The organism is Hydrogenispora ethanolica (assembly GCF_004340685.1).
GTDB classification, from domain to species: Bacteria; Bacillota; UBA4882; order UBA8346; family UBA8346; genus Hydrogenispora; species Hydrogenispora ethanolica.
Genome location: NZ_SLUN01000001.1, coordinates 147,866 through 162,804 on the forward strand (window position 1 = coordinate 147,866; position 14,939 = coordinate 162,804).

14 protein-coding genes are annotated in these 14,939 nt (G+C 61.5%); 5 read left to right on the forward strand and 9 right to left on the reverse strand.

Annotated elements, in window-relative coordinates:
- Positions 1–4 precede the first annotated feature (4 nt).
- The 4 genes from EDC14_RS00605 to EDC14_RS00620 form a co-directional block, all read right to left on the reverse strand.
- Positions 5–1,063: an efflux RND transporter periplasmic adaptor subunit gene (locus tag EDC14_RS00605; protein WP_165907685.1), complete on the reverse strand. Its 1,059-nt coding sequence runs from the start codon at positions 1,061–1,063 to the stop codon at positions 5–7.
- A gap of 166 nt (positions 1,064–1,229) precedes the next feature.
- The gene (locus EDC14_RS00610) at positions 1,230–1,841 is read right to left on the reverse strand and encodes a TetR/AcrR family transcriptional regulator (protein WP_132012243.1); all 612 of its coding nucleotides are present in this window, start codon (positions 1,839–1,841) and stop codon (positions 1,230–1,232) included.
- A gap of 301 nt (positions 1,842–2,142) precedes the next feature.
- Positions 2,143–3,177: a hypothetical protein gene (locus tag EDC14_RS00615; RefSeq protein ID WP_132012244.1), complete on the reverse strand. Its 1,035-nt coding sequence runs from the start codon at positions 3,175–3,177 to the stop codon at positions 2,143–2,145.
- 213 nt (positions 3,178–3,390) lie between these two features.
- Positions 3,391–4,131 (reverse strand): lipase family protein, encoded by a 741-nt coding sequence (locus EDC14_RS00620; protein ID WP_132012245.1) that lies wholly within the window; start codon positions 4,129–4,131, stop codon positions 3,391–3,393.
- A 309-nt stretch (positions 4,132–4,440) separates the two neighbouring features.
- Here EDC14_RS00620 and EDC14_RS00625 point away from each other — a divergent pair, with 309 nt between their 5' ends.
- From EDC14_RS00625 to EDC14_RS00645, 5 genes are all read left to right on the forward strand, one after another.
- On the forward strand, positions 4,441–4,869 hold the full coding sequence (locus EDC14_RS00625; RefSeq protein ID WP_132012246.1) for a PspC domain-containing protein: 429 nt from the start codon (positions 4,441–4,443) through the stop codon (positions 4,867–4,869).
- A gap of 270 nt (positions 4,870–5,139) precedes the next feature.
- Positions 5,140–5,835: a FadR/GntR family transcriptional regulator gene (locus EDC14_RS00630; protein ID WP_132012247.1), complete on the forward strand. Its 696-nt coding sequence runs from the start codon at positions 5,140–5,142 to the stop codon at positions 5,833–5,835.
- A gap of 65 nt (positions 5,836–5,900) precedes the next feature.
- The gene (locus tag EDC14_RS00635; RefSeq protein ID WP_132012248.1) at positions 5,901–6,689 is read left to right on the forward strand and encodes an electron transfer flavoprotein subunit beta/FixA family protein; all 789 of its coding nucleotides are present in this window, start codon (positions 5,901–5,903) and stop codon (positions 6,687–6,689) included.
- A gap of 93 nt (positions 6,690–6,782) precedes the next feature.
- Positions 6,783–7,997: an electron transfer flavoprotein subunit alpha gene (locus EDC14_RS00640; protein WP_279388719.1), complete on the forward strand. Its 1,215-nt coding sequence runs from the start codon at positions 6,783–6,785 to the stop codon at positions 7,995–7,997.
- Positions 7,976–9,382 carry an FAD-binding oxidoreductase gene (locus tag EDC14_RS00645; protein ID WP_132012249.1) on the forward strand — a complete coding sequence of 469 codons (1,407 nt, stop codon included), beginning with the start codon at positions 7,976–7,978 and terminating at the stop codon, positions 9,380–9,382. The genes EDC14_RS00640 and EDC14_RS00645 overlap by 22 nt, the downstream gene beginning before the upstream one ends.
- Before the next feature lie 1,109 nt (positions 9,383–10,491).
- On the opposite strand, the gene EDC14_RS00650 is transcribed toward EDC14_RS00645, so the two are convergent.
- The 5 genes from EDC14_RS00650 to EDC14_RS00670 all read right to left on the reverse strand — a co-directional run bounded on the left by EDC14_RS00650 (position 10,492) and on the right by EDC14_RS00670 (position 14,937).
- Positions 10,492–10,863 (reverse strand): DUF1634 domain-containing protein, encoded by a 372-nt coding sequence (locus EDC14_RS00650; protein ID WP_132012250.1) that lies wholly within the window; start codon positions 10,861–10,863, stop codon positions 10,492–10,494.
- The gene (locus tag EDC14_RS00655; RefSeq protein ID WP_132012251.1) at positions 10,860–11,696 is read right to left on the reverse strand and encodes a sulfite exporter TauE/SafE family protein; all 837 of its coding nucleotides are present in this window, start codon (positions 11,694–11,696) and stop codon (positions 10,860–10,862) included. The genes EDC14_RS00650 and EDC14_RS00655 overlap by 4 nt, the downstream gene beginning before the upstream one ends.
- 66 nt (positions 11,697–11,762) lie before the next feature.
- On the reverse strand, positions 11,763–12,773 hold the full coding sequence (locus tag EDC14_RS00660) for a YeiH family protein (protein WP_132012252.1): 1,011 nt from the start codon (positions 12,771–12,773) through the stop codon (positions 11,763–11,765).
- A gap of 127 nt (positions 12,774–12,900) precedes the next feature.
- The gene (locus EDC14_RS00665; RefSeq protein WP_132012253.1) at positions 12,901–13,797 is read right to left on the reverse strand and encodes a LysR family transcriptional regulator; all 897 of its coding nucleotides are present in this window, start codon (positions 13,795–13,797) and stop codon (positions 12,901–12,903) included.
- A gap of 39 nt (positions 13,798–13,836) precedes the next feature.
- Positions 13,837–14,937: a phosphotransferase enzyme family protein gene (locus EDC14_RS00670; protein ID WP_132012254.1), complete on the reverse strand. Its 1,101-nt coding sequence runs from the start codon at positions 14,935–14,937 to the stop codon at positions 13,837–13,839.
- Between the last annotated feature and the right edge of the window lie 2 nt (positions 14,938–14,939).

Below are 14,939 nucleotides of genomic sequence, written 5' to 3' on the forward strand. Positions count from 1 at the left end.
CCGCCTAACGCGACTGGACCAGCGTCACGCGGACGTTGTCGGTCAGATTGTTCTGGCCGTTGACCACGACCCGTTCCCCTTCGCGCAGGCCCTGGAGCACCGCCAGGTAGGAGCCGGCTTCCTTGCCGATCACGATCCGGCGCAGCCGGGCCACGCGGCCCGCCACCACATACACCTGGGGATCTTTGACGCTGCCCGCCAGGGCTTCCCTGGGGATCACCAGCGAGTCCCGGGCCGCCTGGGTCCGGAAGGTGACCCGGCCGAACATCCCGGCCTTCAGGGGATACTGCGGATCATTCTGGAAGCGGATCTCCACCGGATAGGTATGGGCCTCGTCCCCTTTGGCGCTGACCGTCGCCACCTGGCCCGAATACACCCGCTCCGGATAGACGTCGGTGCGGATGGTCACCGGATCGCCGGGTTTCACCTGAAAGACGTCGGCCTCGGCCAGATTCAGCTTCACCTTCAACTGGCTGATATCGACCACATTGGCCACCGCCATCCCGGCCGCGACCATCGTGCCCACTTCGATGGCCTTGGCGCTGATCTGGCCGGCGATGGGCGAGGTGATCCCCGCATTACGGTACTGGCGCCGGGCCGAGGTATACTGGGCCTCGGCCGACCTCAGCCCCAGCCGGCCCGCTTCCAGCTCCGACAGGGCGATGATCTCCTGGCGGTACAGCGATTCCAGCCGCTCCAAATCCTTCCGGGCCTTCTCGTAGCTGGTCTGGGCCGTCAGGAAATTGGCCCGGGGCAACTCGTCGTCCACCTTGGCCAATAGGGAGCCGGCGGCCACTTTGGAACCGATATCGACATAGACCGCGGTCACTTTGCCCTGGGTCTCGGAGATGACCGCCACGTCCTTCCGGGCGGCGATCTCTCCGATCTGGGTCAACGGAACGGCCAGGTCCCGCCGGACCACCGGGACGACGGCGACCGGATAGGCGGTCAATTCGAAGCTCTCGCTCCGCGCCGCCATCCGGGCCCGGTTGGCCGCCAGGACATAGCCGATCCCCCCCAGCACCAAAAGAATGCCGATGATTCCGATGAGTCTTTTGCGCATGTGAAAAACTCCTTTCGTTGCCATTTGTAACCTATTTTTTACCTCGCGGAAACTATTATGGTTTCTTAAGTTTCCACGAGCCCAAAAAAATAAGCCTTTCCGTGTCAACCAACCGGCCGTCCGGGGGACGGGCCGGATTCAAACGGCGAGCGCCGGACCGGCGCCCTTACAGCCGGCCCGCCTTGGCCAGTCTTTCCCGGCCCGTGTCGGTGATGATGCCGTTCATGATCACCTGGATAATCTCATCAATTGCTTGATTCAACGACATATCCATCTGGGAGAGCTTATCGAAGTTCAAGTGGCCCTGCAGGCAATCGATGATGAGGAGTACCACCGGCAAGTTGGTTTCCTCGCGGATGAAGCCCTGTTCAATCCCTTGATGCAGCAGTTTTTCAAAATAGACCAGCAAACGGTGGTGGGCATGGCAATGATACGACCAATTGCTGAACTTATACCGCTGCAATTCCTTCACAAACTGCGGGCCGAACTTAGAGTTGCCGAAGACCAGCAGTTCCGAGAGCTGCCGGGTCTTCTCCAGAAAATCAAGGTCGTCCTGGTTGACCAACTGGGACAGCTGCGCCTCCATCTCCAGGTGCTCCCGTTCCAGCACCGCCTCGAGCAGGCTTTCTTTGCTCGGGAAGTATTTATAGATGGTTTTTTTGCTGATCTCCAGTTCCTCGGCGATCTGCTGGGTGGTGGTGTTGGAGAAGCCGAACTTGAAAAATAACTCGCTCGCCCCATCGATGATCAGCGACTTCGCTTTATCCTCATCCATCATGGTATGGCCTTCTTTACAATTTATGATAACGGAGTTCCGGGAAGTTGCATCTTTGCGCCAACGCACGCCTCGCGGGCGGGCCCGGCGGGCAATCCGCTCCGGCGGGAAACCTCCGCATCAGCTCTTAGGAAACTCCAACGGTTTTTATAGTTTCCATTATAGGCGGATTTTGGCACGCCGTCAAGCTTTCCGCCCCCAAAAAATTTCCCGCCGCGAACAACATAAAAACCCGGTGAACATCCGGGTTTTCTGCCGCCTGATATTTTGCAATTGCATTGGCCGGGCAACGGGAAGCGTCTCGTTACATCAAGACCCGTTTGCTCTTCAGGACGTTGCCAAACTGATCGACGGTGATCTCCAGCCGGTGCATGAAATCGCCCAACGAGGCCAGTTTGGAGACGCTCTCCAGATTCATGAAATCGGACAACGTCTTCTCCAGCAGCTGATAAACCTCGGCCAGCTCCGTTTCGCGTTTCTTGAGTTTTTCGCGTTCCTTGTCGATGAGCGTCCGCAGGTTCTCATTCTCGTCGCTCAGGATCTGGATCTCTTCCATCAGTTTATCTTCCCGTTTCAAGTCGCGTTCCACCGCCAAAAGATGCTCGATGAAACCGCGCAGATCCAATTGGTGGCGCTGTTGCTCCTCCAGCTTGACCAGGCGGGATTCATGGTGTTGCACCGTCTCGGGCAGCGAGGAAATGGCATACAAGAAATTGTCACCATTACGATTTGTGACGGCCGGAAGAGAATTGTCGCCCCGGGCCGGCGGCGCGGCCCTCTCCTCCATCAACTGTTGCGCCGGCACCGGCCGGGCATTGTCGGCCGCTTCCGCTTTGGCGGCCGGGTCCCCTAATAATTGACGGCCCATCCGCAACAGGTCGTCATCCCGGTAGCCCATCATCTTGACCAGCCGATAAAAACGCAGTTTCAGAGCGGCTTCCGTGAAGCTCCCGCCTAAGATCTGTTGCAATTCGAGGCAGGCTTGGGTCCGGGAGTTGCCCAGCGCCTGGTGCTTGCAGAAGGTCTCCAGAATGATCCGGTCCACCGCTTTCGATTCCGGGTTCCGTTTGCGGATCTCGCTGCCGGACTCCACGGCGTGCTCCTTTTGCATCAACTTATAATAATCCTGATTGGAGATGCCTTTCTCTTTTAACAACCGGCAAAACTGGCTGCGGAGGGCGCTCATCGCCCGGCCCAACTTGGCCGACAATTCGCGCCGCTTCTGGGGATGCCACCATGAATCGAATAATAACTGATTTTCGTCATCCGTATAACGCGGTTTCACTTTCAAGACGGGTTTTGTTGCGGATTTTGCTACAGCGAGAGCTTGCTTGGACATTCGCTTCACTCCTTCATGTTAATCACCAAAGACCAGGTTTACGTCTATTCTGTTACCGAATGAAGCATATTATACGGAATTACAAAAAAAATTTGGAAAATTCTATAAAAGAGAGACCTGTGATATTCGGCTGAGTTTCCCCTTTCCAAAACGGCGGCTTTCCAGAGTCACAGCCATGCAAACCGGAAATACCGTCCCGGCCATTGCCGGGGCTCAACCGGCCGGCTGGGCGGCGTCGTCCTGCCGGAAGGCACTCAGATACGTTTGCATATCGTGGTTTTGCAGCACGTTTTTGGTTGGCAGCCAGAGCAGCATTTCCTGTTGCACGTGCTGGTATTCGACTGTTTCCTGGGAAAACGGCAGCTTGGCTCGTTCGGGCGGCACATGGATGACCGGGTCAAAAAAATTCGCCATCCGCCAACTGGCCCCCACGATCTGATCGTACGTGGTTGCAAATTGACTGTCGCCTACCCGCGGGCTGCCGAAATTGACCATTGCCAGATTCAGGAATCCGGCATGGACCGCCAGGTCCAGCGCGGCCAGCGTCGCCAGGGCCGCGCCCAGGCTATGGCCGGTAACCAACAGCTGTTTCCAGCGGGGCAGCAGCCGCAAGGCGGCGAGGATCGTATCCCGGACGGTCTCATACAGTTCGGTGAAACCGGAATGGGTTTTGCCCGCCAGGTAATAAGGGTATTCCGTCTGGCGGATCGCCAGATCCTTCAGCCACTCCCCCACCGTGCGCGTGCCGCGGAAGACCAGTATCACCCGGGAATCCGATTCGATAATGTAACCCATCAGCGCGGGAAAGAGTTCCGACTGGCCCGCCACCTCCGTGACCAGCCGGAAACCGGCCGGAATTTCAAAATCCCCGCCGGTCTCAAATTGTTCATAAGCCTGAATGATACAATTACCCAGCAAGGTAACGAGTTCCCGATCGATCGTTTGCATCATCATCCAGCTACGCTCCAAAATATGATAATGCAATCATATTCGGAAGCTACGCCAAGGGTGACAATCCATCACTTCTTTCGGGCGCAACGGAAATTTTGCCATTTTTTCCGTTCCGTCCGGGCTTCCGGAACGAAAAAGTCCACTTCCGCTATAGAATATCCCCGCCGCGCCTTTTGATCCGGGCGATTGACAACACCGCGCCCTTCTCTTTATAATGAAGATACTCCATGATTGCAACCAGCTAACACTCGCTCAAGCGTCTTCGAATAATTCCCGGGTCATCCGGGCAACTTGATCCTGGGAGGGAATTGGATGAGTACCAAACGTTTGTACCGCTCGGTCCGGGACCGGCGGATCGCCGGGGTCGCCGGCGGCATGGCCGAATATTTCGCCGTTGACGTCACCTTGATCCGTTTGCTGTGGATTCTGGCGGTCATCTTTGGGGGCAGCGGCATCCTGGCCTACATCATCGCCTGGATTGTCATTCCCGATCAGCCCACGCGTTCCGAGACCGAAACGGAGGCTGGCGGCGGCGCTCCGTCCGAGCCTGCGGTAGAGACCATCGACGTCACTCCGGACCGCTCCTCCAAGATTAGCTATGTCGGGATCTTCCTGATTTTGCTCGGCATCTTTTTCTTGATCCGGACCTTTATCCCGTGGCACCTGACCCGCTATTTCTGGCCGCTGCTCCTGGTCCTGCTGGGAATCGCGCTGCTGGTGCCGAATCGCCGCCGGTCCTGAGCCGGACTGCCATTCCAAAACAATTTTTCGCAAAAGAACCCGCTGGTGAAAGGCGGGTTCTTTCTTGTTATGCACAGCTGTGGACAAAATCTGTGGGCATAAGGATAACTTTGGCGCATATCTTTTAGGATCAAAGCCGATGCCGCGCTCCGGGAGCTGCCTCGCCCATAAAAAATTACACAAATGTAGCAGGATTTTCACAAACCGCCACGAATTTTTTGGTACAGTGGTCAGACCACCAGACTACCTGATGAGGAGGCGGGGCACCTTTTGGAGATCAATCCCATCAACGCGAAACGAAACTATCAGTCCATCATCGAACAGTTCATTCAGCTGATCAAGACCGGCCAGATCCGGGTGGGCGATAAATTGCCCCCGGAGCGGACCCTGGCGGAGCTGTTCAATGTGAGCCGGGCTTCGCTCCGCGAAGCATTCAGCGCCATGGAGATCATCGGCCTGATCGAGGTCCGGCCGGGCGAAGGGTCATTCGTCACCGATCTGAATATCGCCCCTTTCATCAACGCCATTGCGCCGCTGTTCATCGACAACCGCCACATGGAGGATGAATTGCTGGATCTGCGGCGGTTGCTGGAGCTGGAAGCCGTCGCGCTGGCCGCCCGGGCCGCCGCGCCGGATCTGGCGCCGCTCGACGCCCAGCTGGAAGCGATGGCCGAGGCCATCGCCAGGAACGATTCCAAGGCCGGCGCCGAGGCGGATATCGCCTTCCACAAGGGCATCTTCGCGCTCACCGGCCATACCATCCTGATCAAGGCCGCCGAATGCATCTCCTCGATCCTGGAGGTCTCGGTGCAGTTCAACCGGTCCAAGATCCTGATGGACGCCGCCAACGCCCGGGTGCTGTATGAACAGCATCAGCAGATCTACCAGGCCATCCTCTCCCGCCAGCCGGAGGCGGCCCAGGAACTGATGCGCAAACATTTGCATCTGGTCAAAGAGATGTCCTGACCCGGTTTTCCAAAAATACCAAGCCGGCCGGATGAAAAACCCGGCCGCTGGTCGCGAGGTGAATCATGCAGATTATCGTTTGTATCAAACAAGTCCCCGGCACCAACAAGGTGGCCATCGACGAGAGCACCGGCGTATTGAAGCGGGACGGCGTCGAGAGCAAGATCAACCCGTACGACCTCTATGCCCTGGAGGCCGGGTTGCGGCTCCGCGAGGCGCTCGGCGGCACGGTCACCGTGGTCTCGATGGGACCGCCCCAGGCGGAAGCGGTCATCCGCGAAGCCTATATGCTCGGAGCCGACGCCGGGGCGCTGATCTCCGACCGCCAGTTCGCCGGCTCCGACGTGCTGGCCACTTCCTACACCCTCTCCCAGGGCATCCGGGCGCTCGGGCCCTTCGACCTGATCATCTGCGGCAAACAGACCACCGACGGCGATACCGCCCAAGTCGGCCCGGCCCTGGCCGAATTCCTGAACATCCCCCACGTGACCTGGGTGCGCGCCATTCCCGAAGCCACCCCGGAACGGCTCCGGGTCGAACAGGATCTGGCCGACAGCTACGAGCTGGTCGAGCTGGCCTATCCCTGCCTGATCACGGTCGAAAAAGGCATCAACCAGCCCCGCCTCCCGTCCTACCGCCGCAAATTGGCCACCGCCGACCGCCCGGTCCGGATGATCGGCCGCCGCGAGCTGCAGGACCAGGATGAGCTGCGCTACGGTCTGAATGGTTCGCCGACCCAGGTGGAGCGGATCTTCCCGCCCGAAGTCCGCAGCGAACAGGTGCTCTGGGAGGGCGAGGCGCCGGAATTGACCGCCAAACTCTGGCAACTGTTGCGCGAGGCCAAATACATCTGAGCCCGGACGCCGTTGCTTCCATATCAAGAACAAAAGTGCCCGCCGGACCGTTCCCCAAACCGGAAAGGCCGGCCGGACCGAAGGAGTGAGAAAGTGTCCAATCTCCATATCGACATGGCAAAATGCAACCGCTGCGGCAACTGTACCAGCGCCTGCCCCTTCGGGGCCATCGCCGAGGAAGCGGGCGCCCTGGTCATCAATGCCGCCTGCAAGCTGTGCAAGATCTGCCTCAAGCAATGTCCCGCCGGAGCCATCACCCTGGCCGACGCCCCGGCGCGCCAGGGGATCGACAAGAACCAATGGCGGGGGATCCTGGTCTTCGTCGAGCATCTCGACGGCGCCATCCATCCGGTCACGCTGGAGCTGATCGGCAAGGCCCGAACGCTGGCCGAGCCGCTGGGCTATCCGGTCTACGCCCTGTTCATGGGGGCCGCCATTCAAAAGCAGGCCGCCGAGCTATTGCAATACGGCGTCGACAAAGTGCTGGTCTACGAGGATGAGGCGCTCCGCCATTACCGGGTCGATGTCTACGCCAATGTCTTCGAAGACTGTATCGGACGGTTGCAGCCCTCCATCGTGCTGGTGGGCGCCACCTCGGTCGGCCGGTCGCTGGCGCCGCGGGTCGCGGCCCGCTTCCGCACCGGCCTGACCGCCGACTGCACCCAGCTGGCGGTGAAGCCCAACAGCGATCTGGTGCAGATCCGGCCCGCCTTCGGCGGCAATATCATGGCCCAGATCATAACCACCCGGCACCGGCCGCAATTCGCCACCGTCCGCTATAAAGTGATGGATCCCGCCGCTTGCGTGGCCCATCCCGGCGGCGTGGTCGAGACGGTGGCCCTGGACCCGGAGCGGCTGCAGTCGCGGATCAAAGTGCTCAAAGTGGAGCGCAAGGAACAGCAGCCCAGCATCTCCGATGCCGAAGTGCTGGTCGCGGCGGGCCGCGGGGTGAAGAACCCGGCCGATCTCGAATTAATCCAAAACCTGGCGGCGCTGCTCGGCGGACAACTGGCGGTCACCCGGCCGCTGGTCGAGGCGGGCTGGGCGCCGTACACCCGGCAGATCGGCCTCTCGGGCCGGACCGTCAAGCCGAAGCTCATCATCACCTGCGGCATCTCGGGAGCGGTGCAATTCACCGCCTGCATGAACACGGCGGAACGGATCATCGCCATCAACAGCGACAAAAACGCGCCGATCTTCAAGATCGCCCATTACGGCATCGTCGGCGATCTGTACCGGATCCTGCCGGAGCTGATCGACCGGATTCAGAAGGAGGGACCGCAATCATGCCCGATTATCAACAGCTGAGCGCCGCCGACCTCGCGGCCCTGGAGGCCATCTGCGGCCCGGAACGGGTCCTGACCGGCCCGGCCATCAATGAGGATTATCACCACGACGAAATGCCCGAGTACGGCAAGTTCCCGCCCGAAGTAGTGGTGGAGGCGCAAAGCGCGGCGGAGATCGCCCGGATCATGCGCTACGCCAGCGAACGCCGGATCCCGGTCACGCCGCGCGGCTCGGGGACCGGCCTCTGCGGCGGGGCGGTCCCGGTCCGGGGCGGCATCCTGCTCTCCACCGCCCGGATGAACCGGATCCTAGAGATCGACGAGGAGAATCTGACGGTCACCACCGAGCCGGGCGTGCTGCTGATGGAGCTGGCCAAGGCGGTGCTGGAGCGGGATCTGCTCTATCCGCCCGACCCCGGCGAGAAGAGCGCCACCATCGGCGGGAACGTCATGACCAACGCCGGCGGCATGCGGGCGGTCAAATACGGCGTCACCCGCGACTACGTACGCGGGATGGAAGTGGTGCTGCCCAACGGCGACCTGCTGGAGCTGGGCGGCAAGATCGCCAAGAACAGCTCGGGCTACAGCCTGAAGGATCTGCTGATCGGCTCCGAGGGCACCTTAGGGATCGTCACCCGGCTGACCCTGCGGCTGGTGCCGTTGCCCAAGAAGGTCATCAGCCTCCTGGTGCCCTTCCCCGATCTCGACGGCTGCATCGGCACGGTGCCGCAGATCATCAAGTCCAAGGCGGTCCCCACCGCCATCGAATTCATGGAGCGGGAAGTGATCGTGGCGGCCGAGGAGTACCTGGGCAAGAGCTTTCCCGACAAATCCTCCGACGCCTATCTCTTGCTGACCTTCGACGGCAACAGCGCCGCCGAGGTGGAGCGCCAGGCCGAGCAGGTGGCGGAGATCTGCCTGGCGGCCGGCGCGGTGGATGTGCTGATCTCCGACACCGAGGAGCGGCAGGAAGCGATCTGGAGCGCCCGGGGCGCCTTCCTGGAAGCCATCAAAAGCTCCACCCCGGAGATGGACGAATGCGACGTGGTGGTCCCCAGAAACCGCATCGCGGTCTTCGTGAAATTCGTCAAGGAGTTGGAACGGAAGCACGCCATCCGCATCCGCAGCTTCGGCCATGCCGGCGACGGCAACCTGCACATCTACGTCTGCAAGGACGATCTGTCCGAGGCGGCCTGGCGGGAGAAGCTGGACCGGGTGATGCGGGAGCTCTACGACAAAGCCATCGAACTGGACGGCAAGGTCTCCGGCGAACACGGCATCGGCCACGCCAAGGTGCCCTTCCTGCGGCAGTCCGAAGGCGAGACCTACTTCAACCTGATCCAAGCGGTCAAACAGGCCTTCGATCCGCAAGGGATCCTCAATCCGGGGAAGGTCTGCGGCCGCTAGGCCGGGCCGGAGCCCCTTTCGTCATGCCAACTCGACGCAGCCCCTCATCCCCGACCCTTCTCCCGGCAGCGGCCGGGAGAAGGGTGTCGAAGCCTGTTATCCTCGCCATTCCGTTCCCCAAACCCTCTACCGGCCCTTGACGGGAGAGGGTCGGCGCGCGCTTTTTCGCGCCGGGGTGAGGGCTGCCTCGAACGGTCGTATGCCAACTCGACGCAGCCCCTCATCCCCGGCCCTTCTCCCGGCAGCGGCCGGGAGAAGGGTATCAAAGCCTGTTATCCTTGCCAATCCGTTCCCCAAACCCTCTACCGGCCTTTGACGGGAGAGGTTCGGCGCGCGCTTTTTTGCGCCGGGGTGAGGGCTGCCTCGAACGGGAAAGGTGCATTCCTTAATTATTAAGCTTTTTCGTTGTTTTGGCACTGCGAAGTTGAGTAGATAATTTAGAAGTTGAGAAAATTGTCTATCCAAATACATCCTGTGCTAAGGGCGGCCAGGGGGTTTGGCGGCAAACCCCCTAGGCCGGTACCCCCGCCGCAAGGGGCGAGTGCCCCCTTGACCCCCCATCCCGCTCCTCCGAGTCGCGGGTCCCTCACTGCTGGAATTGCCATCCGTGGCGGCGTTGCTTGCGGATGCTCCGATGGCGACGTCAGGTGATACGTCCTTGTATCGATTCCGCGCAACCGGCATCGTGCCGGAATAAGTGGTTATTTGAATCTTTTTGACTCAACTTTGGCAGAGAAAATCATTTGCTTGTTTTTTACTTCGAAGCCCAGTTCCTTATTTTCTTGATATGTCAAGATGATTTCTTCTTATGAATGCCATACCTGATGATTTCAAGGATTACCGGTATATTTGATCTGCGAAAGTTGAGTGATAATCATTAAGCCTGCTCAAGAGGTGAATCCCCGGGCCAAAAAGCCGGCGGTTCCTCCGGATGGCCCGGAACCGCCGTCCAGCCCCCGGGCGGTCTTTCCCGAGGCTTGGCAAGAACCGCCGGAGCGAATCGCGGGACCGCCGAACGTCCGGGCGGTCCCGCTGTAACGCCCGGATGGACCGCCACGGCCTCCGGCGGAATTGCCGAGGGCCGCGGATGGTCCGCCGCCGGGCCGGGGTCAGACGATCTTGCCCAGGGCGAAGCTGATCGCCAGGACCGCCAGGACGGCGGCGGTGATCCCGGCGTAGAGGTAATCCTTTTGGCGCAGGAAAAGCAGGATCGAGACCGCCACCCGCAGCGCCGGGGTCAGAATCAATAGCAGCAGCCCGCTCAGGATCACCGCGTACGGCTTGCCGGCGGCCGCTCCCCGCAGGATCGCGACGGGCGCGGTCGGATAGAACCCCGCCGCGTAGCCGCTGCGGCCGGTGGCCAGCAACAGCAGCAGTCCGGCCAGGATCACCGCCGCGCTGAGGAGCACTCCGACCCGGAGCAGGTTGCTGATGGCGATTTCCGCCGCGGCTACCGTTTGTTCCGTTTCAGGCTCATTCATCGTTTCACCCACCCTTCCCATAACATCTGCACGGCCACGTACATCAGGACCGGGATGAACAGCTTGCGAATGGTGGTGCTCTTCATCCGGGTCATCAGCTTCGAGCCGCAGGTGGCGCCGGCCAGCACCCCCAGGGCCACCGGGCCGGCGATCCCCGGATCGATGGTGCCGCGAATCAGGTAGACCCCGGCGCTGGCGGCCGCGGTCACCCCGATCATGAAATTGCTGGTGGCGGTGGAGACCTTCAGCGGCAGCTTCATCATCATGTCCATGGCCATCACCTTCAGAATGCCGCTGCCGATGCCCAGCAGCCCCGAGACCACCCCCGCCACGTACATCAGGCCGAAACCGCCGTAGACGCCGCTCACCGGGTACCGGACCGTGCGGCCCAGCGTCATGTCGAAATACTCGCCGTTCAGCCGCAGCCGCTCCGCCAGCGGATGGGCCCGCACCGCCGCGGGAATCTCCTGGCGGGCCTTGCCGATCATGGCGATGGCCGAATACAGCAGGAGCAGTCCAAAAATGATGTACAAATAATGGGGGCTGATCAGCCCGGCGATGAAAGCGCCGCTGATCGCCCCGGTGGTGGTGGCCGTCTCCAGAAACATCCCCACCCGCAGGTTGGTGATGCGGTCTCGGACATAGGCGATGGCCGCGCCGCTGGAAGTGGCGATGACCGAGACGATGCTGGCGCCGATGGCGTGCTGGATCGGGATCCCGAGGAGCAGCGTCAGCGCGGGCGTGACGATGATCCCGCCCCCCAGGCCAAGCAGCGCGCCCAACAGCCCCGCCAGAATCGAAATGCCAAAGATGATGCTGATTTCCAAACCCATGGTGAACTCCTTTACCCATCTATTCTGCCACCGCAAATCACGGCTAACCGGAGCGGAGCGGATTTTTCAGATCAACCCGCCCGCGAACTGGACCGCCAGGCTGATGACAGTCACCGCGAACCAGACGCCGAGGCCCAACAGGGCCGGCCTGAGCCCCATCGCCCGCATCCGGCGGAGATCGGTATTCAGGCCGATGGCCGCCAGCGCCACGATGATCAGGAACTTGCCCCCCTCGGTCAAGAGGCTGCCGGCCCGACCGGAGATGATGCCGACGGTATGCAACAACGCGGCCACCAGGAACCAGAGGATAAACCAGGGAAAGATCCGGCCCAGGCGGTAGTCCACCGCTCCGCCGCCGCCGGCCGCGGCGGAGCGTTTTCGCAACGCGGTCAGGACGGCGAAGACCAGCGAGATCGGGATGATCATGGTGCTCCGGGTCAGCTTGACAATGGTCGCATAGCTGCCGGCGGCGTCGCTGAAGGCATAGCCGGAGGCCACCACCGAAGAGGTGTCGTTGATGGCGGTCCCGGCCCACAGGCCGAAGGCCCGGTCCGAAAAATGCAGCCAGTGTCCGAGCGGCGGAAAGATCAGCACCGCCGCGATGTTGAAGAGGAAGACCGTGCCGATGGCGTAGGCGATCTCCTGGTCCTCGGCCTCGATGATCGGCGCGATGGCGGCGATGGCCGAGCCGCCGCAGATGGCCGTGCCCATGCCGATCAGGCTGGTCAGCTTGAAGGGAGTCCCGAGCAAACGGCCCAGGCCGTAGGCGGTGATGAAAGCCCCCGATAGCGTGAAGGCCATCACCCACAGCGATTCCCGGCCGACCCGGTAGACCTGGGTCAGGCTCAACCCGGCCCCCAGCAGGACGATGGCCCATTGTAGCAGCTGTTTGGCGGCGAATTGCAAGCCGGGAACGGCGCGCGCCGGACGCCCGGCGGTGCTGCCGACGGCGATCCCCAGCACGATCCCGAAGACCGGCCCCCCGACCAGCGGCCATAGCGATCCCAGCCCCAGGGCGATGAGCGCGATTCCCAGCGCCAGGCCGAGCCCGGGAGCGTATTGCGGAAGTTTTGACATGTGAACCAGCTCCTGTTGCAGTGAATGATCTTATTGTAAAAGCATTTCTTGGATAAGTAAAATATAATTTTCTGTATATAAATCATAACATTTGACTTATTACATATCCAAAAAAAAGCGGCCCCCGTTACGAAAGGTTGGCGTTGGCCGCTGTCTTGCAAAATTCGATGAAGGACTTGAAGAGCTGCGACAGATACTTGTCGCGGTGGTAAATCAAGTTCAAATCGCGGTGAACGGCCAGCCCGGCCACTGCAACGATCCGCAGCCGCCCGTCCGCCACCTCCTGGCGGATGCAACGCTTGGATACGCAGGAGATGCCGAGCCCGGCGGCGACCGCCCGTTTGATGGCCTCGGTGTTGCCGAGCTCCATCCCGATGCGGTACTCCGCCCCCGCGGCGCGCAGCGCATTCTCGATCACCGCCCGGGTGCCGCTGCCCTCCTCGCGCATGAGGATCCGCTCCCGCGCCAGGTCGGCCAGGTCGACGCGGTCGCGCAGGGTCCAGGGATGCTCCGGCGGGACGATGAAGACCAGCTCGTCGCCGCAGAAATACTCGACCGCGATCTCCGCCGAGCCGACCGGGCCTTCGACGAAGGCGAAATCGATCCGGTTCTCCAGAATGAAATTCTCGATGATCCGGGTGTTTTCGATGTTGATCGCCACCTCGATCCCCCGGTTCAGTTTTTGAAACTGGCCGATGATGTCGGTCAGGATGTAGATGCCAATGGTGGTGCTGGCCCCCACGTTGAGGCGGCCTTTCATGAGCCCCCGCAACTCGCCGATGGTCTGGACGCACTCCTGGTAGAGATTGAGGATCCGCCGCGCGTATTCCAGGAACAGCTCGCCTTCGCGGGTCAGGTACAAGCGGCGGCCGATCCGGTCGAAGAACCGCACCTCGAACTCGGTCTCCAGCTCCCGGATGGTCTGGCTGACCGCCGGCTGGCTGATGGCCAGGTTCTCGGCCACCTCGGTCATGTTCAGGCGGGTGGCCACTTCGTAAAAGATTCTCAGGCTCCGTTCATTCATGGGTAGCGCTTCTCCCCGCCAAAAATCCGCTCTTCGCCTTTAACGGTACTCGCCCGTCAGCCGCGCCATTCGGTCCCAGTGCTTTTCCAGCTCCGCCACCAGCTTGAACTGGGTGCGGGCCCGGTCCAGATTGTGGCCGGGGCGGTGGATCTTGAAATAAACATCGCCCTCCAGGTGGTCGGTGAGGAAACGGATGCCGCATTCCAGGGTCATCAGCTTGGCGCCGAACGGCAGGTACTCCAGCTCCAGCGGGGTCAGGACCGGGCCGGCCTCGGCCAGGTACCCCCGGCTGAATTGTTCGAAGAGCGCCATATCCAGGCTCACCTTGGCCAGATCCGGTTCGTCCTCCGCGGCCCGGGTGGCGCCGGAGCGGATCGCATCGCCGAAATCGTAGAGGGAGAGGCCCGGCATGACCGTATCCAGATCGAGGACGCAGAGCCCGGCGCCGGTGGCGTCGTCGATCAACACGTTGTTGAACTTGGTGTCGTTGTGGGTGACCCGCAAGGGCAGCCGGCCGGCGGCGATCAGCTCCACCAGCACCGCGGTGTCGGCCGCCCGGCTCAGCACGAAGTCGATCTCCGCCCCGACCGCGCGGGCCCGGCCGGCGCTGTCCCGCGCCAGGGCCTGTTGAAACCGTTCGAACCGTTGGCGGGTATGATGGAAGTCGGGGATGGTCTCATGGAGCCGCGCCGCGGGAAAGTCCTCCAGCATCCGCAGGAACTTGCCGAAGGCCCGGCCGGCGTGGTAGAGATGCTCCGGGCTCTCGACCACCTGATAGGTCCGGGCTCCGCCGATGAAGGCATAGACCCGCCAGTAGTTGCCGTCCCCATCCCGGTAAAAGCTCCGGCCGTCCACGGCCGGGACCAGGTTGAGGGTCTCCCGGTCCGGATCGCCGCCGGCGGCCGCGATCTTCCGGCGCAAATGGCGGGTGACCGCCTCGATATTGGCCATCACCTGCTCCGGTTGGTGGAAGACCTGGTGATTGAGGCGTTGCAGGATATAGCGGCGCGCCGGGCCATCCTCCGGCCCGATCGCCACCGCGTAGGTATCGTTGATATGGCCGCAGCCGTGGGGCTCGATCCGCCGGGCCGCGCCGCCGAACTGAAATTGCCGGACAATCGGTTCCAGATCGTGAGCCATGG

Coding starts and splice junctions, on each gene's coding strand:
- EDC14_RS00605 (WP_165907685.1), bottom strand. CDS start 1,063: ATGCGCAAAAGACTCATCGGAATCATCGGCATTCTTTTGGTGCTGGGG.
- EDC14_RS00610 (WP_132012243.1), bottom strand. CDS start 1,841: ATGATGGATGAGGATAAAGCGAAGTCGCTGATCATCGATGGGGCGAGC.
- EDC14_RS00615 (WP_132012244.1), bottom strand. CDS start 3,177: ATGTCCAAGCAAGCTCTCGCTGTAGCAAAATCCGCAACAAAACCCGTC.
- EDC14_RS00620 (WP_132012245.1), bottom strand. CDS start 4,131: ATGATGATGCAAACGATCGATCGGGAACTCGTTACCTTGCTGGGTAAT.
- EDC14_RS00625 (WP_132012246.1), top strand. CDS start 4,441: ATGAGTACCAAACGTTTGTACCGCTCGGTCCGGGACCGGCGGATCGCC.
- EDC14_RS00635 (WP_132012248.1), top strand. CDS start 5,901: ATGCAGATTATCGTTTGTATCAAACAAGTCCCCGGCACCAACAAGGTG.
- EDC14_RS00645 (WP_132012249.1), top strand. CDS start 7,976: ATGCCCGATTATCAACAGCTGAGCGCCGCCGACCTCGCGGCCCTGGAG.
- EDC14_RS00650 (WP_132012250.1), bottom strand. CDS start 10,863: ATGAATGAGCCTGAAACGGAACAAACGGTAGCCGCGGCGGAAATCGCC.
- EDC14_RS00655 (WP_132012251.1), bottom strand. CDS start 11,696: ATGGGTTTGGAAATCAGCATCATCTTTGGCATTTCGATTCTGGCGGGG.
- EDC14_RS00660 (WP_132012252.1), bottom strand. CDS start 12,773: ATGTCAAAACTTCCGCAATACGCTCCCGGGCTCGGCCTGGCGCTGGGA.
- EDC14_RS00665 (WP_132012253.1), bottom strand. CDS start 13,797: ATGAATGAACGGAGCCTGAGAATCTTTTACGAAGTGGCCACCCGCCTG.
- EDC14_RS00670 (WP_132012254.1), bottom strand. CDS start 14,937: ATGGCTCACGATCTGGAACCGATTGTCCGGCAATTTCAGTTCGGCGGC.